Annotated in this window: 18 protein-coding genes; 13 read left to right on the top strand and 5 right to left on the bottom strand. The window is 70.8% G+C overall.

The annotated features are described in order from the left end of the window. Positions 1-170 precede the first annotated feature (170 nt). From FOF52_RS09330 to FOF52_RS09295, 8 genes are all read left to right on the top strand, one after another. Entirely contained in the window at positions 171-1304 is a 1134-nt protein-coding gene (locus tag FOF52_RS09330; protein ID WP_248593430.1) for a sugar ABC transporter substrate-binding protein, read from the top strand. Positions 1305-1502: 198 nt separating this feature from the next. Continuing rightward, on the top strand, positions 1503-2288 hold the full coding sequence (locus FOF52_RS09325; protein WP_248593429.1) for an ATP-binding cassette domain-containing protein: 786 nt from the start codon (positions 1503-1505) through the stop codon (positions 2286-2288). Next, entirely contained in the window at positions 2288-3541 is a 1254-nt protein-coding gene (locus FOF52_RS09320) for a sugar ABC transporter permease (RefSeq protein ID WP_248593428.1), read from the top strand. Before FOF52_RS09325 ends, FOF52_RS09320 begins: the two co-directional genes overlap by 1 nt. Positions 3542-3711: 170 nt before the next feature. Beyond that, complete coding sequence (locus tag FOF52_RS09315; protein ID WP_248593427.1) at positions 3712-4437, top strand: sulfite exporter TauE/SafE family protein; 726 nt, start codon at positions 3712-3714, stop codon at positions 4435-4437. A gap of 29 nt (positions 4438-4466) precedes the next feature. Continuing rightward, a complete protein-coding gene (mug, locus tag FOF52_RS09310; RefSeq protein ID WP_248593426.1) occupies positions 4467-5087 on the top strand; it encodes a G/U mismatch-specific DNA glycosylase in 621 nt (206 codons plus the stop codon). Positions 5088-5270: 183 nt separating this feature from the next. Then, positions 5271-7178: a 1-deoxy-D-xylulose-5-phosphate synthase gene (gene dxs, locus FOF52_RS09305; RefSeq protein WP_248593805.1), complete on the top strand. Its 1908-nt coding sequence runs from the start codon at positions 5271-5273 to the stop codon at positions 7176-7178. A 105-nt stretch (positions 7179-7283) separates the two neighbouring features. Next, on the top strand, positions 7284-7556 hold the full coding sequence (locus FOF52_RS09300) for a hypothetical protein (protein WP_248593425.1): 273 nt from the start codon (positions 7284-7286) through the stop codon (positions 7554-7556). 113 nt (positions 7557-7669) lie between these two features. Further along, on the top strand, positions 7670-9031 hold the full coding sequence (locus FOF52_RS09295; RefSeq protein WP_248593424.1) for an FAD-dependent oxidoreductase: 1362 nt from the start codon (positions 7670-7672) through the stop codon (positions 9029-9031). A 43-nt stretch (positions 9032-9074) separates the two neighbouring features. On the opposite strand, the gene FOF52_RS09290 is transcribed toward FOF52_RS09295, so the two are convergent. Next, positions 9075-9629 carry an RNA 2'-phosphotransferase gene (locus FOF52_RS09290; protein ID WP_248593423.1) on the bottom strand — a complete coding sequence of 185 codons (555 nt, stop codon included), beginning with the start codon at positions 9627-9629 and terminating at the stop codon, positions 9075-9077. A gap of 170 nt (positions 9630-9799) precedes the next feature. On the opposite strand from FOF52_RS09290, the gene FOF52_RS09285 reads away from it, so the two are divergent. After that, positions 9800-12001 (top strand): serine/threonine-protein kinase, encoded by a 2202-nt coding sequence (locus FOF52_RS09285; protein ID WP_248593422.1) that lies wholly within the window; start codon positions 9800-9802, stop codon positions 11999-12001. 45 nt (positions 12002-12046) lie between these two features. On the opposite strand, the gene FOF52_RS09280 is transcribed toward FOF52_RS09285, so the two are convergent. Both FOF52_RS09280 and FOF52_RS09275 read right to left on the bottom strand, forming a co-directional pair. After that, positions 12047-13249: a neutral zinc metallopeptidase gene (locus FOF52_RS09280; protein WP_248593421.1), complete on the bottom strand. Its 1203-nt coding sequence runs from the start codon at positions 13247-13249 to the stop codon at positions 12047-12049. A gap of 348 nt (positions 13250-13597) precedes the next feature. Beyond that, complete coding sequence (locus tag FOF52_RS09275) at positions 13598-14305, bottom strand: TetR/AcrR family transcriptional regulator (RefSeq protein WP_248593420.1); 708 nt, start codon at positions 14303-14305, stop codon at positions 13598-13600. Between the two features lie 200 nt (positions 14306-14505). Here FOF52_RS09275 and FOF52_RS09270 point away from each other — a divergent pair, with 200 nt between their 5' ends. After that, positions 14506-16701: an MMPL family transporter gene (locus tag FOF52_RS09270; protein WP_248593419.1), complete on the top strand. Its 2196-nt coding sequence runs from the start codon at positions 14506-14508 to the stop codon at positions 16699-16701. A 358-nt stretch (positions 16702-17059) separates the two neighbouring features. On the opposite strand, the gene FOF52_RS09265 is transcribed toward FOF52_RS09270, so the two are convergent. Beyond that, positions 17060-17539 (bottom strand): HIT family protein, encoded by a 480-nt coding sequence (locus tag FOF52_RS09265; RefSeq protein ID WP_157080100.1) that lies wholly within the window; start codon positions 17537-17539, stop codon positions 17060-17062. Positions 17540-17574: 35 nt separating this feature from the next. Beyond that, positions 17575-18660, bottom strand: coding sequence for a HesA/MoeB/ThiF family protein (locus tag FOF52_RS09260; RefSeq protein ID WP_248593418.1), 1086 nt, complete (start codon positions 18658-18660; stop codon positions 17575-17577). 177 nt (positions 18661-18837) lie between these two features. Here FOF52_RS09260 and FOF52_RS09255 point away from each other — a divergent pair, with 177 nt between their 5' ends. Genes FOF52_RS09255 through FOF52_RS09245 form a run of 3 tightly spaced genes read left to right on the top strand, consistent with a single transcriptional unit; the run spans position 18838 to position 20406 of the window. Next, the gene (locus FOF52_RS09255; RefSeq protein ID WP_248593417.1) at positions 18838-19065 is read left to right on the top strand and encodes a hypothetical protein; all 228 of its coding nucleotides are present in this window, start codon (positions 18838-18840) and stop codon (positions 19063-19065) included. Further along, positions 19043-19570 (top strand): DUF6879 family protein, encoded by a 528-nt coding sequence (locus tag FOF52_RS09250; RefSeq protein ID WP_248593416.1) that lies wholly within the window; start codon positions 19043-19045, stop codon positions 19568-19570. The genes FOF52_RS09255 and FOF52_RS09250 overlap by 23 nt, the downstream gene beginning before the upstream one ends. Next, positions 19567-20406 (top strand): helix-turn-helix domain-containing protein, encoded by an 840-nt coding sequence (locus FOF52_RS09245; RefSeq protein ID WP_248593415.1) that lies wholly within the window; start codon positions 19567-19569, stop codon positions 20404-20406. The genes FOF52_RS09250 and FOF52_RS09245 overlap by 4 nt, the downstream gene beginning before the upstream one ends. Positions 20407-20410: the final 4 nt, after the last annotated feature.

The raw sequence follows: 20410 nt of genomic DNA, 5'->3' as shown, positions 1-20410 counted from the left end.
GATTCAAGGCGTGAATCCAAGATTCGTAACATTTCAGTTATGTGTTCAAGGCTTGACCACAAGGTTTCCAGCGGTTTGACTTCACGGCATCGGTTCACCGAGTGACCGGCGACACACAACGGCCGGGCCATGATCCCCCGACAACGGTGGGCCCCGAGGAGGTCACAGCGATGAGCAATCGGAACAGGTTCATCCGCCGCGTCGCGGTGGGAGCCGCCGCCCTGGCGGTGCTGGCCGCCGCCGGATGCGGCGCCGCAACCACCACCGGCGGTGGAGGCGAGCAGGCCGCCGCCTCCGTCGAGGAGGGCTTCACCATCGGTCTGCTGCTGCCCGATGCCAAGACCGCCCGCTACGAGAAGTTCGACCGCCCCTACTTCGAGGAGGCGATCGCCGAACTCTGCCCCAAGTGCGAGGTCACCTACCAGAACGCCGACCAGGACGTCTCCAAGCAGCAGTCCCAGGCCGAGGCCATGCTGACCCAGGGGGTCGCCGTGCTGGTCCTGGACGCCGTGGACGCCGAGGCCGCGGGCGGCATCGTCAAGCAGGCCCACGCCCAGGGCGTCCCGGTCATCGCCTACGACCGGCTGGCCCAGGGCGGGGTGGACTACTACGTCTCCTTCGACAACAAGACCGTCGGACAGGTCCAGGCCGAGGCGCTCATCGCGGGAATGGAGAAGGCCGGAACCGCGGACGAGGGGGAGATCGTCATGATCAACGGCTCTCCCACCGACCCCAACGCCGCCAGCTTCAAGGAGGGCGCCCACGAGGTCCTCGACGGCCAGGTCGAGATCGGCGCCGAGTACGACACCCCCGACTGGTCGCCCGACAAGGCCCAGCAGCAGATGGAGCAGGCCATCACCGCCGTCGGCGCCGACAACATCAGCGGCGTCTACAGCGCCAACGACGGCCTGGCCTCCGGCATCATCGCGGCCCTCAAGAGCGCGGGTGTGGACGAGCTGCCGCCCATCACCGGTCAGGACGCCGAACTCGCCGCCATCCAGCGGATCCTCACCGGTGACCAGTACATGACGGTCTACAAGGCCATCCGCCCCGAGGCCGAGATGGCGGCCGCGATGGCCGTCGCCGCCGCCACCGGGGAGGAGTACGAGGGCACCGCCGAGCACCCGCTGACCGAGGCCACCGACGGCGAGGGCAACACCGTCCCCGCCGTGCTGCTCACCCCCGTCGCGGTGACCATCGACAACATCGAGGACACGGTCATCGCCGACGGTTTCTACACCGTCGAGGAGATCTGCACCGACCAGTACGCCGACACCGACCTGTGCAAGGAAGCCGGGGCCTGACCGGGCCCCGGCCAAGCGGGACCCGCGGCCGACGCCCCACCCGGCGCGCCGCGGACCGCCGGGGCGGCGCCGGCCACGGCCCCCCACCCCCGGGGAACAGCCGGCGCCGCCCCGCTCCGCCTCCCCCAGGAGACCCGACCGGGACCGCTCCGCGCTCCCGAGCGGGTCGCCCGACCAGAGGAACCGCGAGGAAACGTCATGACGCAACCGATCCTGGAGCTGTCCGGGATTTCCAAGAGGTTCGGCGCGGTGCAGGCGCTCAGCGACGTCCACTTCCACGTCCACCCGGGCGAGGTCGTGGCGCTGCTGGGTGACAACGGCGCTGGGAAGTCGACTCTCGTCAAGGTCATCGCCGGAGTCAATCCCGCCGACAGCGGAGTGATCCTGTGGGAGGGACGGCCCGTCAAGGTCAACCGCCCCAGCGACGCCCAGCAGCTCGGCATCGCCACCATCTACCAGGACCTCGCTCTCTGCGACAACCTGGACATCGTGGCCAACCTGTTCCTCGGCAGCGAGCGCACCGTCGCCGGGGTGATGGACGAACTGGAGATGGAGCGGCGCGCCCAGGAGCTGCTGGACTCGCTCTCCGTGCGCATCCCCAGCCTGCGCGTCCCCGTGGCCTCCCTGTCCGGCGGCCAGCGCCAGATCATCGCGATCGCCCGCTCCCTGCTGGGCGACCCCAAGGTCGTCATGCTGGACGAGCCCACCGCGGCGCTGGGCGTGGCCCAGACCGCCCAGGTCCTCGACCTCATCGAGCGGCTCCGGGACCAGGGGCTCGGGGTCATCCTCATCAGCCACAACATGGCCGACGTCCGTGCCGTCGCCGACCGCGCCGTGGTCCTGCGCCTGGGCCGCAACGCCGGCGACTTCCGGATCGAGGACACCGGTTACGAAGAGATCGTGGCGGCCATCACCGGGGCCGCCGACAACCCCGTGTCCCGACGGTCCGGCCGTGCCGCGGTGCCGGGAACGGAGGAAGCGTGATGGCTCAGCAGACCACCGGTACGGCCCAGGGGGCGCAGATCGCGCGGGACCCCCGGCTCATCGTGGACGACGGCACCCCGCGCGGCCTGGTCAGCGGCGCGCTGAGGCGGCTGCGCGGCGGTGAGCTCGGCCCGGTGCCGGTCATCGTCGGGCTCTTCGTCATCGCCCTCGTCTTCTGGTCGCTCAACGACAAGTTCCTGTCCCCGCAGAACCTGTCCAACCTGACCGTGCAGATCGTCGCCGTCGGACTGATGTCCTCCGGGGTCATCATGGTCCTGCTGCTCGGCGAGATCGACCTGTCGGTCGGCTCGGTCGCGGGCGTGTGCGGCGTGGTCGCCACGGTCCTGGCGGTCCAGTACGGCTGGAACGAGGTCGCCGCAATGGCGGCGGCGGTCGTGGTCGCCGCGCTCATCGGCGTCATCCACGGCACGATCTTCGCGAAGGTCGGAGTCCCCGCGTTCGTGGTGACCCTGGCCGGACTCATCGGCTGGCAGGGCGCCCAGCTCTACCTGCTCGGCGCCGACGGCACCATCAACGTGCCCTACGACGGACCGATCGGCTACCTCACCCAGACCTACTTCGTCCCCGCGATCGGCTGGGGCATCGCGGCCGCGGCGGTCGTCCTCTACGCCGGCTTCACCTTCTACGGCGAGTCCCGCCGCGCCGCCGCCGGGCTGTCCGCCAAGTCCCCCACGGAGATCGTCGCGCGCACCCTGCTGCTGGCGGTCCCGGTGCTCGGCGGGGTGTGGGTGCTCAACTCCTACAAGGGCGTGCCGCTGGCGTTCCTCATCTTCGTCGGGATCGTCGTCGTCTTCGACCTCGTGCTGCGCAAGACCCGCTACGGCCGGATGGTCTTCGCGGTCGGCGGCAACGCCGAGGCGGCCCGCCGCGCCGGCATCAACGTCGACATGGTCCGGATCTCGGTGTTCGCGCTGGCCTCCACCCTGTCCGGGCTCGGCGGCATCATGTTCGTCTCGCGCAGCTTCGCGGTGAACCAGTCCACCGGCGGCGGCGACGCGCTGATGATGGCCATCGCGGCCGCGGTCATCGGCGGCACCAGCCTCTTCGGCGGACGCGGCAGCGCCTACTCGGCCCTGCTGGGCGGCCTGGTGCTGGGGGCGATCTCCTCGGGGCTGTTCCTGCTGCAGATGGACTCCTCAGTGCGGTTCATGATCACCGCGGTCGTCCTGCTCGTCGCCGTCATCCTCGACGCGGTCTCCCGACGCAGCAGGAAGACCCACGCCCGGGGCTGAACAGACGGCCCGGGCGTGCCGCGGCCGCGCACCGTCGACCGATCCGCTCCTCCAGGCGGCGCGCGGCCACCCCCGGCGGGGCCCGGAGACCCCCTCCCCTCCGAGCGCCCCGCGCCGTCCGCCCGTCCCGGTGCCCGCCGGGCGCGGGCGGACGGCTAGTCTCGCCTCACGTGACCGAGTCCGATCTGGTGTTCCTCGTCGTGGCCGGGGCCGCGGTCCTGGCGGGCGCCGCGGTGCAGAGCAGTGTGGGGCTGGGACTGGGGCTGGTGGCGGCGCCGGTCGTCGCGATGCTGGACCCCACCCTGATGCCCGGCACACTGCTGGTGCTCACCGCGGTGCTGCCGCTGCTGACCATCGGCGCCGAGTGGCGCCACGCCGACCTGCGCGGCATCTCCTGGGCGCTGGCCGGCCGGCTGGTCGGCACGGTGGCCGGGGTGTGGGTGGTGGCGCTGGCCGCGCCCGAGACCCTCGGCCTGGCCGTGGGGGTGGGCGTGCTGCTCGCGGTGGCCGCCAGCCTCACCGCGGTCCGGCTGCGTCCCACACCCGCCACCCTGGGCACGGCCGGCGTGATCTCCGGCGTCATGGGTACGGCCACCTCCATCGGCGGGCCGCCCGTCGCGCTGGTGTACCAGAACGAGCAGGGGCCCCGGGTGCGCGCCACCCTGGGCTGCTACTTCCTGGCGGGAGTACTGCTCTCGCTGGCCGCACTGGCCCTGGGCGGCCAGTTGGGGCTCCGCCAGGTCGCGGCGGGCGTCGCGCTGCTCCCGTTCATGGTGGCCGGGTTCCTGCTCTCCCGTCCGCTGCGGCGGGTGCTGGACGGGGCGCGCCTGCGGACGGCCCTGCTGGCCGTCGTGTCCGTGTCGGGGGTCACACTGATCCTGCGGGCCCTGCTCTGAGCGGGCGGAGGACGACGAGGAGGAAGCCGGTGGACGGACCGCGACGCAGACGCCCCAGCGCGGCGGAGTTGGCCGCGGCGCACGGAACCGGCGTCCCCGACGTGCTCGGCCCCGACCTGGACGTGCTGTTCTGCGGCATCAACCCCGGGCTGTACTCCGCCTGGAGCGGGCACCACTTCGCCCGTCCCGGCAACCGGTTCTGGCCCGCGCTGCACGCCGCCGCCCTCACCCCCCGCCTCCTGGCCCCCGAGGAGCAGCACCTGCTGCCCGGCCTGGGCCTGGGCATCACCAACCTGGTGGACCGGGCCACCGCGCGCGCCGACGAGCTGACCGGCGCGGAGCTGCGCGAGGGAGGGCGGGCACTGGCCGCGAAACTGCGCGTCCACCGGCCGCGCGTCCTCGCCGTGCTCGGCGTCACCGCCTACCGGCAGGCGTTCTCGAAGCCGCGCGCGCGGATCGGTCCGCAGGACCCCCGCGACGCCGTCGCGGGGGTGCCGGTGTGGGTGCTGCCCAACCCCAGCGGCCTCAACGCGCACTGGACCACCCGGGGCATCGCGGCCGAACTGCGCCGGATGTGCGAGGCCCACGGGATCGGCCGGGCCGCACGGGGGACTGCCGCCCCCACCCCGCCGGGGAGTGAATCGGCATAAGCTGTGTGCCTATGGTGGAGCCGGTTGATCGTGGTTCGTCCGGTTCCCACCACCGAGCCGTCGGGAGCCGGACACCGTGTCGGCCGTGTCGACCTCCAGAACCGGTCCGTTTTCCGCCCGCACGGGAGACGCCCGTGGTCCGACGGCCGACCTGACGTCCTGCATACGAGGGGAATGACGAGAGTGACGCTGCTCGACTCGGTGCACAACCCAGACGACCTGAAGAAACTCCCCGACGCGCAGCTCCCCCAACTGGCTGCCGAGATCCGGGAGTTCCTGATCTCCCAGGTCGCCCGAACCGGTGGTCACCTCGGCCCCAACCTGGGTGTCGTCGAGCTCACCATCGCGCTGCACCGCGTGTTCGACTCACCGCGCGATCCCATCCTGTTCGACACCGGCCACCAGGCGTACGTGCACAAGATCCTGACCGGGCGGCAGGACTTCTCCAAGCTGCGGCAGGAAGGCGGCCTGTCCGGGTACCCGTCGCGAGCCGAGTCCGAGCACGACTTCATCGAGAACTCGCACGCCTCCACGGCGCTGTCCTACGCCGACGGCCTGGCCAGGGCCCACGAACTGCGCGGGATCACCGACCGCACCGTGGTCGCCCTCGTCGGCGACGGCGCGCTGACCGGCGGCATGGCCTGGGAGGCGCTCAACAACATCGCCGAGGGCAAGAACCGCCGCGTCGTGATCGTCGTCAACGACAACGGCCGCTCCTACTCGCCCACCATCGGCGGCCTGGCCGAGCACTTCGCCAACCTGCGCATGACCCGCGGCTACGAGCAGATGCTGGCGACCGCCAAGAACGCGATCAACCGCGCCCCCGTCGTCGGTCCCCCGCTGTACGACGCCCTGCACGCGTTCAAGAAGGGCCTCAAGGACGCCATCCAGCCGCAGATCATGTTCGAGGACCTGGGGCTGAAGTACGTCGGCCCCATCGACGGGCACGACATCGCGGCGGTGGAGCGGGCCCTGAGCCGCGCCCGCGACTTCGGCGGACCGGTCATCGTGCACGTGCTCACCCAGAAGGGCAAGGGGTACGCGCCCGCGGAGAACCACGACGAGGACCAGTTCCACGCCCCCGGCGCGTTCGACGTGGCCACCGGGCGCCAGCAGGCCAAACCGGGGCTGAAGTGGACCTCGGTGTTCAGCGACGAGCTGGTGCGGATCGGCGCCGAACGCGAGGACGTCGTGGCCATCACCGCGGCCATGCTGCACCCCACCGGCCTGGCGGCCTTCGCCGAGGCCTACCCCGACCGCGTCTTCGACGTGGGCATCGCCGAACAGCACGCCGCCACCTGCGCGGCGGGCCTGGCCATGGGCGGCCTGCACCCGGTCGTGGCGGTCTACGCCACCTTCCTCAACCGCTGTTTCGACCAGGTCCTCATGGACGTGGCGCTGCACCGCCAGGGCGTCACCTTCGCACTGGACCGCGCGGGGATCACCGGCGACGACGGCGCCAGCCACAACGGCATGTGGGACCTGTCCATCCTGCAGGTCGTCCCCAACCTGGGCATCGCGGTGCCGCGCGACGCGGTGCGGCTGCGGGAACTGCTGCGCGAGGCCGTCGCCGTGGACGACGGCCCCACCGTGGTGCGCTACCCCAAGGGCGCGGTGCCCCCCGCCATCCCCGCCGTCGGCCGCCTCGGCGGCATGGACGTGCTGCGCCGCCCCGCCACCGACTCCCCGGACCTGCTGCTGGTCGCGGTGGGACCCATGGCCCAGACCTGCTGCGAGGTCGCCGACCGGCTGGCCGACCAGGGCATCGGCGTCACCGTCGTGGACCCGCGCTGGGTCAAGCCCCTGGACCCGGCGCTGGTGACCGAGGCCGCCCGGCACAGTGTGGTCGCCGTCGTCGAGGACAACGGCCGGGTCGGCGCGGTGGGCGACGCCGTGGCCCGCGCCCTGCGCGACGCCGACCTCGACCTGCCGGTGCGCACCTTCGGGATCGAACAGCGCTTCCTGGAGCACGCCAAACGCGACCGGATCCTCGCCGGGATGGGCCTGGACGCCCAGGGGCTGGCGCGCAAGCTCACCGAGATCGTGGCCCGGCGCGCCGAACACTCCCTGGAGGACGAGCCGGCGTCCTGACCCGGCCGGGACGCCACCGCGGCGACCGGGGGCGCGGTCACTGACCGCGCCCCCGGCGGGTAGGGGACGGGGACGGAGGACACCCCGGACACCCGGAGGACGACGATGGCCGAACGCCCCGCGGGCCCCGACTCCGCCTACCGGCGAGGGGCCGACTACGCCGAGATCTACCTGGCCGACGACTCCCGCCACGCACCCGCGGAGGTGGAGCGGCTGCGCCGGGCCCTGGCCACCCGCAACCCGCAGGAGCTGCGGATTCCGACCATCCTCGACTGCCTCGACGCGAGCGGCCGTCCCGACCACCCGGCCGTGGTCGACCCCGAGGACGACTTCTGGAAGGGGTTCCTCGACCGCGTCGACCGGGCGCCCCGGGACTGAGCAGGCCCGGTGCTGCCAAGGGAAGCCCCGCGGTTACCGTGTGCTCCGCCAAGGGGCCACAGGACCCTCCCTGACATCGAAAACCGGGTGTCGCATCCGTCACAATGGGGCGCATGAGCACTCCCGACCCATTGCGGGTAGCCGTGATCGGCTCCGGCCCCGCAGGAATCTACACCGCCGAGGCGTTGACCCGGCAGTCCCGCGAGCCGGTGTCCGTGGACGTACTGGACCGCCTACCGACCCCCTACGGACTGGTCCGCTACGGCGTCGCCCCCGACCACACCTCCATCAAGCGGGTGGCCCACACCCTGGCCCGTGTCCTCGAACACCCCGACGTCCGCTTCCTGGGCGGTGTGGAGTACGGCACCGACCTCACCCGCGCCGACCTGGCCCGCGCCTACCACGCGGTGGTCTACGCGACCGGGGCGAGCGTGGACCGCCGCATGGGCGTTCCCGGCGAGGAACTGTCCGGCAGCGTCGCGGCCACCGACTTCGTCAACTGGTACAGCGGCCACCCCGACCTGGAGGTGTCGCGGTTCGTGCTCGACGCCGAGGAGGTCGCCGTCGTCGGCGCGGGCAACGTCGCCCTCGACGTGGCGCGCATCCTGGTCCGCAGCGTCGACGAACTGCGCCACACCGACATCCCCGAACCCGTCCTGCAGGTGCTCGCGGCCAGCCGGGTGCGCCGTGTGCACGTGGTCGCCCGGCGCGGCCCCCTGCACGCCAAGTTCTCCGCCAACGAACTGCGGGAACTCGGCCAGTTGGACGGGGTCGACGTCAGGGTGGACCCCGGCGACGTCGACATCGACCCCAACAGCGAGGAGGTGGCGGCCGCGGCCCGCGCCGCCCGCACCAACCTGCGCACCCTCACCGAGTGGGCGCAGCGCCCCGGCGGTGGCACGGGCCGCCGGGTGGAGCTGCACTTCTGGCGCAAACCCGTCGCCGTGGTGGGGGAGGAACGGGTCGAGGGCCTGGAGGTGGAGCACACCGAGCTCGACGCCGAGGGGCGGCTCGTGGGCACCGGCCGACGCGAGACCCTGCCGGCGGGCATGGTGGTGCGCTCGGTCGGCTACGCCAGCACCCCCCTGCCCGACCTGCCGTTCGACGAGGTCACGCGCACCCTGCCGCACGAGGACGGCCGCATCCTCGACGAGGAGCGCACCCCGCTGCTCGGCGAGTACGTGGCGGGCTGGCTCAAGCGGGGCGCCACCGGGGTGATCGGCACCAACAAGTCCGACGCCGCGGCCACCGTCCGCTCGCTGCTGGACGACGCCCCCCGGCTGCGCGCCTCCCGCGCCCCGCAGACCAGCCTGGAGGACCTGCTGAAGGAGAAGGGCGTGAAGGTCAGCGGCTACGCCGACTGGCTGGCCATCGACGCCGCCGAGGCGGCCCTGGCCGCCCAGCTGTCCCGCGGGGAGCGGGTCAAGCTGAGCGGTTGGGCGGAACTGCGCCGCGTCCTGGCCGAACGGGACTGACCGCACCGAACCGGTCCCGGCGGTGCACCGCCCGCCGCCGGGACTACGGGACCGGCCGCAGGTCCAGGTACCGCGGCGGCACCCCGGCCACCAGCCACACCCCGTTGCCGCTCATCCGGAACTCGTAGCCGTCGGCGTGCATCCGCGCCGCGTCCACGGTCAACACGACGGGCTCCCCGCGACGGGTGCCCACCCGGAGAGCCGTGGCCTCGTCCGGGGACAGGTGCACGTGGTGCCGTCTCATGGGACGCAGCCCTTCGGCGAGGATCGCGGCCAGGAAGCGCTCCACGGTGCCGTGGTAGAGCACCTCCGGGGGTGTGCGTGCGGGCAGGTCCAGGTCCACCTCGACCGTGTGCCCCTGCTGGGCGCGGATGCGCCGGCCGTCGGCGCTGAACGCGAACCGCCGTTTGTCGTTGCGGGCGACGACCTCCGCCAGCTCGGCCCGGGTGAGTGGCCGCCCCGCCGCCCGGCAGCCGTCGAGCAGCGCGTCCACCTCCACCCAGCCCGAGGCGTCCAGAGTCACGTTGGCCACTTCCGGCCGGTGCCGCAGCACCAGGGAGAGGAATTTCGAGGCGCGTACCAGTTCCCGTGGGTCCACGCCGCGATTATGACCTGGCCGGAGCGCTCGCAGCCAGTGGTTTTCCGACCGCCGAAACGCGACGGCAGCCCCGTGGCCTCCGGGTGCGCTCCGTGCGCATCCGCCAACAGCACGTCCGAAAAATGACAGGATGGGTGCCTGCTGAGCAAGTGGCGGGTCTGACAGGAGAAATGATGACAAGCCAGGCGGGCGTGGACGGGCAGCCCACCGAGATCGGCGGCTACCGGCTGACCACCCTCCTCGGACAGGGCGGGTTCGGATCGGTCTACCTGGGAGAGGACGCCGCGGGACGGCGGGCCGCGGTGAAACTCCTGCACGGCGCGATCACCGACGAGGTGCGCGACAGCCTGGCCCGTGAGGTGGAGGCGGCCCGCAGGGTCAAGCAGTTCTGCATCGCCCGGGTGCTGGACGCCGACCCCTACGCGCCCCGGCCGTGGATCGCCACCGAGTACCTGGAGGGGCCCACGCTCGCGGTCCGGGTGCGGGAACGGGGACCGCTGGAAGACGCGGACCTGGAACGGCTGGCGGTCGCCACCGCCACCGCCCTCACCGCCATCCACCGGTCCGGAATCCTGCACCGCGACTTCAAACCCGCCAACATCATCCTCGCCCCCGACGGCCCCCGGGTGATCGACTTCGGTATCGCCAAGACCGCCGAACAGGCCCGGGTGATGGCCAGCGGAGTGGTCGGCACCCCCGCCTACATGGCGCCCGAGCAGATCCGCGGCGGTCTGCTCGACGACAGGCTGGACGTCTTCGCCTGGGGCGCGGTCATGGTGTACGCGGCCACTGGGCGGGACGCCTTCTCCGGCCCCCACCAGCAGGCCGTCATCCACCGGGTGCTCACCGAGGAACCGGACCTGACCGGCCTCCCCGCCACGCTGCTGCCCCTGGTGCGGCGCTGCCTGGACAAGGACCCGACCCGGCGCCCCAGCGCCCACCAGGTGCTCAACCGGCTGCTCGGCCACGGCGACGACGCGGCCGACACCGACACGGCGCTGCGGGAGGGGCGCACCGCGGTGCTGGACGGGGACACCCTCCCCTACACCCGCGAGGCCGCCCACAGCGGGCAGCACGAGAGCCCCCGGCCGGACCCGCAGGCCACGGTGCCGCCGCGCAGGGCGCCGGGCCAGGCCCCGCCGTTCGAGTTCGCCGGCACGCTCTTCCACGACCCCGGCGACCTCGCCGCGCAGATGCAGCGCCGCTGGGCGGAGGGCACGGCGCTGTTCGCCTCCGACAGCGAGCGCGCCGAACTGCTGAACTGGCTGGTCGACGACCTCGGGGACACCACCGTCAACCGGGGCCTGCTGCGCAGGCGGCCGGAGGACCCCGAACTGGCCCTGGCCCGGTTCGTCGCCGAGCTGCGCCCCGACCTGCCGCCGCGCTACCGGGGCCACGACATGCGTCCCGAGGCGTTGCGCGCCGCGCTGGAGGCGCGCAGCGGAACGGCCAGGACCGCCCTGCTGGCAGCGATCTTCGGCGAGCAGCGGATCCTGTCCCACGCCTTCACGCACATTGTGGAGGTCTTGCGGGTCATGGCCTCCCACACCGCTTGCCAGGCCGAGTACCGGGACCTGCTGTCCGCCTACGAGGCCTCGGCCGAACGGTTCGCGGTCGCCCAGCAGCGGATCAACGAGGTGTTCGCCCGAAGCGGCGCGGTCCGCGTGCTCCTTCCCCAGGGCGGCACGGCTGACCCGGGCCGCACTCGGACCGGTCCGTTGCACGTCTTCGAACCGGATCGTGCCGCCGCAGCGCTGCGGATCGCGGACCACCTGCTCACCCGTGTCCGCGATGGGGCCCGGCCGCAGCTGCCCGCGGAGTCGCAGGAGCAGCGGTGGCTGGCCGCCCTGGCCGAGGCCGTCGGGCCGGTCGGCGGCCCGGGAGCGGCGGGGGCCGCGGCGCTGCTGGAGGAGTGCGTGCCGCTGGCCCGGCAGCTGGCCGAGACCGAGAACGCCCTGCGGCACCGGCACGCGGAGTACGCCCAAGCGGCCGACCGGGCGTGGCGGAAGTGGCGGCGTGGCAGAGCGACAGGCAATGGAATCCTCACGGTCGGCTGTACCGGAGCCGTGATCATCCTCTTGGCCGGAGGAGGCGGGGGGATGGTTTTTGCGGCACTCAGCGACCCTCACAAGGCCCCCTTCGGGGGAACCCTCCTCGGCGCGAGTGTGATGATAGCCCTGCTCGTGACCGGGGTCACCTTGTTGATGCGGCAGGTGGCCACGGACGGTATCGGGAAACACCAGAGTCACGCCGACTACCTGCGGTCCGTCACCGGGCAGATCGAGACCGGCATCGCCCTGCTGACCGAGGCGCACCGGCAGCTGTCGGCGGCCGACCGGGGCGACACCCTGCAGCAGACCCGGACGCTGTGAACGCCGTGGCCCGTCCGCGCCGGCGCGGACGGGCCACGGCACGGGCTAGCGGACCAGTCCGGTGTCGGCGGCGAAGGTGTTGCACGCCTCCATGGTCTCCGCGGCCGCACCGGAGTCGAACCAGTGCACGCGGTTGTCGGCGCTGCCGTGCGTGTCGCTGTCCCCGGTGCCCTCGTTGAAGGTGCGGTTGACGAACGCCACGTCACCGCCGTCGTGGACGGAGAGCCTGGCCACGCCGGTGCCCGCCAGGCACTCGGCCTGGAGTTCGATCTGCCGTCCCACCTGGAGTTCCTCGGCCTCGGAACCGGCCTTGCGCTCCAGGGTGTAGGCCCTGTCGAGCAGCCCGGTCTCCCCCTGGACGTGGTGCCCGTACTCGTGGGCGACCAGGGCGAACCAGATGCGCTTGTCGTCCATGTTCGGGTACGGCAGGAGCTTGCGCACGTTGGGCACCAGGATGGTGATGCTCAGGTCGTACTCCATGTAGTAGGCGAGGGTGACCCCCTCCTCCTCCGACTCGCCGCGCAGGTCGGGCGGGATCTCGTCGGTGACCACGTAGTGCGGTTCCTCCGGGCGCAGCCCCATCTCCTCCAGCGACGGCAGCCACATCTCGTTCAGGCAGGGGCCGACCGCGTCGGTGAAGGCCTCCCACTCCGAGACGGAGGAGGGGTCGAAGTCGGGCAGGGCGCACTCGACGGTCCGGGGGGCGGGCAGGTCGTAGAAGGGGTGGGAGACGACGTCGACCGGGATGCCCCTGGCGGTGTGGAACCAGCTGTCCTCGTAGAGGACCTCCCGGTGCGGTTTCCCGGACGCCTGGGCGATGCCGCCGCCCAGCGTGGACACCGTCAGCGCCACGCACACCACCAGGGAGACCGCGGCGACGAGGGCCGCCCCGCCCGCGGTGAGCCACAGCCCCGCGCCGCCCCGGCGCGGGGGCGGCTGCGGGGTGAAGACGGGCGGCGGGGCCCATCCCTCGGCCGCGGCACCGGGGGGCGCGCCGACCGGGAGGGACGCGGTGGGGCGGGCTGCGGTGACCATTTCGGTGGCGGGGTGCTGCTGCGCGGGCGGGGCGGCGGGAAGCGGCCCCTGGAGGGTCGGCGGGCCCTGCGGCGGCTGGAGCGGCGGGTGGGGACCGGCGAGCGGGTGCTGCTGCGCGGGCGGGGGAGCGGGCGGCCCCTGGCGGGCCGGCTGGCCCTGCGGCGGCGGCCGGAACACCGGAGCGCAGGGGCGGGCCGGAGGCGCGCTCCGCAACCCGGCCGCGTCCTCCCGCGGCGGGGCCGGAGCCGCCGCAGGGCCCCGGGCCGCAACTGCGGGCTCCGCCGCCTCCCGCGAGGCGGCGGGAGCCGTCCGCGGAGGCTCGGGAGCGGGCTCCCGAACGGAGGGAGACGGTCCGGTGCCCTCGTGCGGCGGGTTCGGGGGCGGAGGGGTCGGGTCCGGGGCGGCTGCACCACCGCGAGACGTGTCCACAGGGGGTCCTTCATGGTCGGGGGGCTGACAGCGGAGGAGAAGTCAACACTATTCGGACATCCCGCGGAGGGGGAGCGGGAACCTCCGATCGGGCACCCCAGTCAGACGCCTGCGGGGCCCGCGGGGTTCCCGTCACCGCCGCGGTGGCCGGTAGTGGACGCCGACCGACGTCAGCAGATCGCGCAGTTCGGCTTCGAACAGCGGCTCCATGTCGTCCACGACGAAGGGCATGCTGCGGAAGACCTCCATGCACACCAGCCCGTACAGCCGCACCCAGCAGGCGGTGAGCACGCGCAGCGCCCCCTCGGTGGCGTTCTCGCCGTCGAAACCGGCGCACTCGGCGAACAGTTCCAGTTGGGGACGCAGCCCGGGCGGGAAGGAGGCGGGATCCGGCAGCGGGACCCGCCCCTCCACCAGCAGCCGGTCGAACAGGGTGAGGAAGGTCGCGGCGAACCGCTGTCCCTCCCGCAGGGCCTCTCCCGCGTGCGGGACGGAGGGGGCGACGGGCCCGCGCGGGCCGAACAGCAGGGCGAACTCGGCGCGGTTGGCCAGCGCCCAGGTGCGGAAGGCGCGCAGCGAGGCCAGGAGCCGGCCGTCCACGTCGTCGTCGGGCAGTCCCGTGCTCGCGTCGGTGATGTGGTCGCTCAACTCGGCGAAGAGGTCCGCCTGGAGGGAGAGCAGCAGGTCGCCGAGGCTGGAGAAGTAGCGGTAGAGGGCGGGAGCGGTCATGCCCATCTCCCGGGCGATCGCGCGCAGCGAGACCCCGTCCGGTCCGTGCTCGACGAGGTGGCTGCGGGCGATCGCCTTGATCTCGGCGAACGTTGCCTCGCGGATCCGCATTCGGCGTGGCTGCGGGGAGGGGGCGGGCCGTGCGTCGCGAGGCGCGGAGGAAGTCGCGTCTTTGGGCACGGAAAGTCCTTAACCGTGGAGTTTGTGAATGGTCTGAGGAGCCTTGTACAGTAAGCGCCGTACTTTTGAGTTAACGGCGTTTGCTGAGATTATCGCCGTTCACCCCAAATTAACACCCGAGGGAGACGTCCATGTTCTCTGCGCTCGGCCGGTTCACCTATCGGGGTCGAGTCTGGGTGCTCCTGGCCACGGCGGTGTTCGTCGTGTTCGCGCTCACCTGGGGCACCGGACTGTTCAGCGAGGTCAGCGACGGGGGCTTCGAGGACCCTGACGCGGAGTCCACCAGAGCGGCCGAGGTGATCGAGGAGGAGCTGGGTCACGACGCGGTGGACGTCGTGGCCGTGTACCGCAGCGAGGAGCTGACGTTCGACAACCCCACGTTCGCCAAGGCGGTGCAGCGGGTCGTCGACGAACTCCCCGACGAGTACGTCAGGTCGGCCACCAGCTACCTGGACGAGGGACTCAGCGACATCGAACGCGGCATCCTCATCTCCGAGGACCGGCACGCGGTGTACGTCCCCATGACCCTCGTGGGCGAGGACCAGGTCGAGCGGATGGAGTCCTTCCAGGCGATCGCCGACGACCTGGACGCCGGACCGCTCGACACCTACCTGGGCGGTCCCGTGGCGATCCAGAGCGAACTGTCCGAGCAGGCCGAGTCCGACGTCGTCCGCGCCGAACTGGTCTCCCTGCCGCTGCTGCTGGTCCTGCTCGTCGCCATCTTCGGCGGAGTGGTCGCCGCGCTGATGCCGCTGGCCGTCGGCGGCCTGGCGATCCTCGGCGCCATGGTGCTGCTGCGCGCGCTCACCCACGTCACCGACGTGTCGGTGTTCGCCGTCAACGTCGCCTCCATCCTCGGCCTGGGACTGGCCATCGACTACGGCCTGTTCCTGGTCAGCCGGTTCCGCGAGGAGACCCGCCGCACCGGCGACGTCGCCGCGGCCCTCCCCGTCACCCTGGCCACGGCCGGACGGACCGTCGCCTTCTCCGGCGTCACCGTCCTCATCGCCTTCGCCGGACTGCTGTTCTTCCCCCAGCCGATCCTGCGCTCCATCGGCCTGGGCGGCATCGCGGTCGTGCTGTTCGACCTGGTCGCCGCGCTCGTCGTGCTCCCCGCCCTGCTGGCGGTCATCGGCCGCCGCATCGACGCGCTGCGGCTGCCGCTGTTCGGTCGGCGGCGCTCGGGCACGGACGCCGACGACCGCGTGGGCGGCTGGTCGCGGCTGGCGCACAGCGTCATGCGCCGCCCGGTGCTGTACCTGCTCACCGTCGCCGCCGTGCTCGTCGCGTTCGCCTCGGCGCTCACCTCCCTCGACGTCGGCTCCACCGACCAGCGCTACCTGCCCGTCAGCGCCGACAGCCGCCAGGCCACCGAGATGCTCCGGGAGGACTTCCCGGCGGGCGGCATCAGCCAGATCGACGTGGTGGTCACCGGGCAGGTCGAGGAGGAGGACCTGGAGTCCTTCGCCGCGGACCTGGCAGACCTGGACGGGGCGGAGGGCGCCGGGGTCGGCCGGGTCGGGGACGGCGTCGCGCACCTGACCGTCGCCTACGAGGGCGAGATCGACGACGACTCCACCGCGGACCTGGTGGCGGCGGTGCGCGGTGCCGACGCCCCCGCGGGCGCCGACGAGGTGCTGGTCGGCGGCCCGGCCGCGCAGCAGCTCGACAACATCGACGCCATCGTCGAGACCGTGCCCGCGACCCTGCTGTTCGTCACGCTGACCACCCTGGTCCTGCTGTTCCTGGCGTTCGGCTCGATCGTGCTGCCGGTCAAGGCGGTGGTCATGGGCCTGCTGTCCCTGGGCGCCTCCCTGGGCGTGGTCATCTGGGGCTTCCAGGAGGGGCACCTGGCCGACCTGCTCGGCTTCACCGCGGTCGGCACCATCGACCCGACCTTCCTGGTCCTCATCATCATCGTCGCCTTCGGCCTGGCCATGGACTACGAGCTGTTCCTGCTCAGCCGGGTCCGCGAGGAGTACCTGGCCACCGGCGACAACACCCACTCGGTGGCGGTGGGCCTGCAGCGCACCGGACGCATTATCACCAGCGCCGCGCTGCTGCTCATCGTGGTGCTGGCCGCGATGGGCGTGTCCGACCTGCTGTTCCTCAAGATCATCGGCATCGGTCTGGCGGTGGCGGTGGTCGTGGACGCCACCCTGGTGCGCGCCCTGCTGGTGCCCGCCACGATGCGCCTGCTCGGCGCCGCCAACTGGTGGCTGCCCGGCCCGCTGCGCCGGCTGCACGACCGCATCGGCATCACCGAGGGCGAGGAGGCCGTGCAGCCCCGCCGCGAGGAGAAGGCGGAGGCGGGCGTCGGCTCCTGACCCCGCGCCGAGCCCGGATTGCCGACGGTCCCGCCCCCGGAGCCGCTCACACCGCCGAATGCGGCTCCGGGGGCGGAGCCGTGCGAGAAATCCGGAGAAACCTCTCCCTTTCCTCCGGGGGTCTGGTGTTAATTTCACTTCGGGACGCAGCAGATGGGATTCTCGCTGATCCGTCCCGATCTGGTCCGCTCCAGGAGAGGAAAGGAGATTTCCGTGAACGGCGACGGCAGCAACTAGCAGCGGAAACGAAGAACATGAGGGTTGGAGGACCAGGTCTTCCAACCCTCATGGAAATCTGTGTGAATGTGTTTTCACGACGTGTCTTCGCGGGCTGTCGCCCAGAGAAGAAAAGTTTTTCTTATCGCTTCGAGTTCCTGATGCGTTCGGCCAGCACGGCCAGTTCCGCATCGTCAGCGCGGGTGTGGTCGTGGGAGGACAGGTAGCCCCGGTACCGGTCGAAGTAGACGTCCACCGAGGAGCGCACCGCCCGCCAGGCCGCGCCCTCGTTGCCCGCGGTGCCGTGCATGGGGAACAGTTTCGCGTGGGCGTGGTCCACGCCGTATCCCTCGTACATGATCCCGGTGCGTGCCACGTCCGCGAACGCGGCGTCCAGGCACCGGGCCGCCTCGCGGGCGGCCAGGTGCAGGGCGAGGTAGGCGTCGGTGTCCATCCGGACCACGTAGCTGGGCCGGTGGGCCTTGGGGATCACCACCGAGAACCCCTCGGTGTTGGGGAAGATCGACAGGAATGCCAGGTGGTCCTCGTCCTCCCAGAACGGGTGGCAGGGCTCCTCCCCGGCGGCGATCGCGCAGAAGACGCAGGAAGCAGCGGAAGGCAAAGAAACCTCCTTCGAGGTTGGTTGTGGTCGTGTAGTCAGGGCTGGAGCGGACCACAGGTTGGGCAGTCGGGATCGGGGATGCTTGGCTGCTCGTCCAGGCGCAATTCGTGGGTCCACACGCCCACTCTCCGGCCCAGTGACTGCACAAATCCGAAATCGCCCAGGTATTTCAGAGCGTCAAGACTGGCCAACGCGGAGGAGAGCATGTTGGTCGGACCGTGCGAGGGAGCCTGGTAACGGCGGTTGATGCAGGATATCAAGGCGTCGAGTTCCGCGTTTCCTGAAGGGGCCTGGGCAGTCAGTGGACGACAGGACCAGCATCCCGTCTTCCCGGGGACGATCAGCGGTCCCCATACCGCGATGTCGTTGACGTAGCACACGTTGAGCCAGGCTGTTTCGGTCGTGACGCAGTGGGCGTTGACGAGTTCGGTGATGCCCGTGGAATCGGCGGACAGCACGAGCAGGTCGGCTTCGGGAAGGGCAGCGAGATCGGAGAGGTCGGTCATCCGTCGTCTGATCGTGCACACCTCGACGTCAGGGTTGCGGGAGCGTAGCTCCCGTGCCAGGACCTCGCATTTGGCTGCACCGACGTCGGACTCGGTGAACAGGTACTGCCGGGTCAGATTGCTCTTCTCGATGTGGTCGGCGTCGACGAGGGTCACCTGGCCCACTCCGGCGGTGGCCAGGGTGACCGACATCAGATTGCCGATACCGCCGCAGCCCAAGAAGACGATGTGGCTGTCCGCCAGTCGCTTCTGGACCTCCTGCGAATCGGCACCCGAGAGCCTATAGAACAGGGAGGGGCGGCTGTAGCGGTCCTCCGGTCGGTAGGAGCCTGCCGGGATGAGGTAGTGGCCGCTACGAAAGATCTCCACGATTTCCTCAGCACGCCCAGGTGAGAGCCCGCATTCGCGCTCCAGGAAAGCAGCGGCCTCACCGTGAGTGCGGGGAGCCGAGTAGTGGTCGGCGAGACGGATCAAGGGATCCCAGAGGGACGAGTCGTCAAAGACCCGTTGAATGGAACCGAAACCGAGGAAGAGTTGACCGTCCTGAATACCGATTCGGATGTAGGGAGCGAGTGTGTGTGGTTCCTGAAGGACCTCGGCCGTGCTCTGACCCACAACTGACGCCTTTCACGGAAGTGGTCGATGACTGATGAGTTCCTGGTCCTGGACGGTAGAAGCAGCCGTTGGGTCAAGGAGCAAGGTTGCTTGAGATTGCTGACGTAGTGGTGGGAAATTTTTGAAGACTCCGCAGAGAGGCGGACAAACTGGGAGTACCTACCGAGGAGGAGAGGTATGAAGCTGCGCAAGCTTGGAACGACGTCAATTGGCGGGAAGTGCCCTACTCTGTACGAAACGGACAGCGGGGACATCGTCGTGCAGGGCTACCGACTCACCGACGCCGAGGCGCTGGCTCAGTTGGAGGATGTGCTTCCCAACGAGACGTTCGTCATCGTTCCTCGAGAACTGATGGTTCGTTTCGCGCCCAAGGAGTGGCGGTATGCGCGAATACCTGAACGATGACGACTTCACTGCTTTGTTCCGGTCTTATCGGTACACTGCGTGGCGTCTGGAGACTCGGCGCTGCTACGGCAACGTTGGTGAGGACAAGCAGTTCCAGGAGTGGTCGGCGGGGAAGGACCCCGGAGTCGAGTGGCTCAGACCGTGGCTGGGCATGGTGCGGGAGGAACTCGCCAAGGGGAAGCGGATGGAACGGGTGCGAATCGTCGATAACCCGCCCTCGGATTACCTGCGCTGGGAACTGTGGGCCACTCCCTACAACCTCGCGGTGGGTGAGGACATCCGCTACCTGTCCCGGGACCATCCTATCGTCGAGGAACTTCCCGACGAGGATTTCTGGATCTTCGACAGCCGCACCTTGGCGCGGTTCGAGTTCGATGGCGATGATGTCGCCGGCATCTGGCTTGACGACACTCCTGAAGCTGTTGTGACTGCTCTTGCCGCCCGGGACGCGGCGTGGCACCATGCGCTCACCTACACCGACTACCTGGCGGCAAGGGTGGGATGACCGACTACCAGACGGCCCGGACCTCCTTGGGGGCGCGGTTACGTGAGATCCGGATGGAGGCCGGGCTGTCAGGGCGGGCGTTGGCCCAAGCCCTGGGGTGGCATCCGTCAAAAGTGTCCAAGCTGGAGTTGGGCAGGCAGACCGCTTCTGTGGCGGACCTGAAAGCATGGGCGGCGGCCTGTGACGTGCCGGAGACCGCCGCCGAACTGCTTGCGATGCGCAGGACGCTGGAAACCCACTATGCGAGCTGGCGCCGACAGCTTGCTGGAGGCACCAGGGCCAGACAGGCGACCTTCGTCGACGTGGAGAGTCGGATGCGTCGACTCCGGGCTTTTGAGACAGCAGTGGTTCCAGGACTGATGCAAACCCCTGACTACGCCCGATACGTCCTGCGTAACGTGGTGGCCCTACACGGCGCACCGGACGATGTCGAAGCTGGTGTCCGTACCCGGATGGAACGCGCCCGCGTCCTCGAAGATCCGGGAAAGACGTTCGACATCGTCCTGTGGGAGCCGGTTCTGTATGCGCGGGTTTGCCCGGGGGAGGTCGTGGTTGGCCAGTTGGACCGTATTGCGGAGCTGACCATCCGCAAGGGTTCGATGATCGGGATTGTTCCGCTGCACATCCGGCTTCCCGCGATCCCCGAACACGGCTTCTGGATCTTCGACGACGACCGTGTGAATGTGGAGACGGTCGGCGCAGAGCTCTCCCTCACCGACAACGACGCGATCGAGCCCTACCGCCGGGTCTTTGCGAGGCTCTCCCAGGCAGCATTGCGTGGCCAGGCCGCACTGCGCCTTGTGGCACGGGCACGGCATCAGCTCGTACCTGTCTGATGAC

Source organism: Thermobifida alba, from assembly GCF_023208015.1.
In the GTDB taxonomy this organism is placed as follows: domain Bacteria; phylum Actinomycetota; class Actinomycetes; order Streptosporangiales; family Streptosporangiaceae; genus Thermobifida; species Thermobifida alba.
The sequence above is the reverse complement of the archived record's forward strand: the minus strand, read 5'-3'. Positions and strand labels throughout refer to the sequence as shown.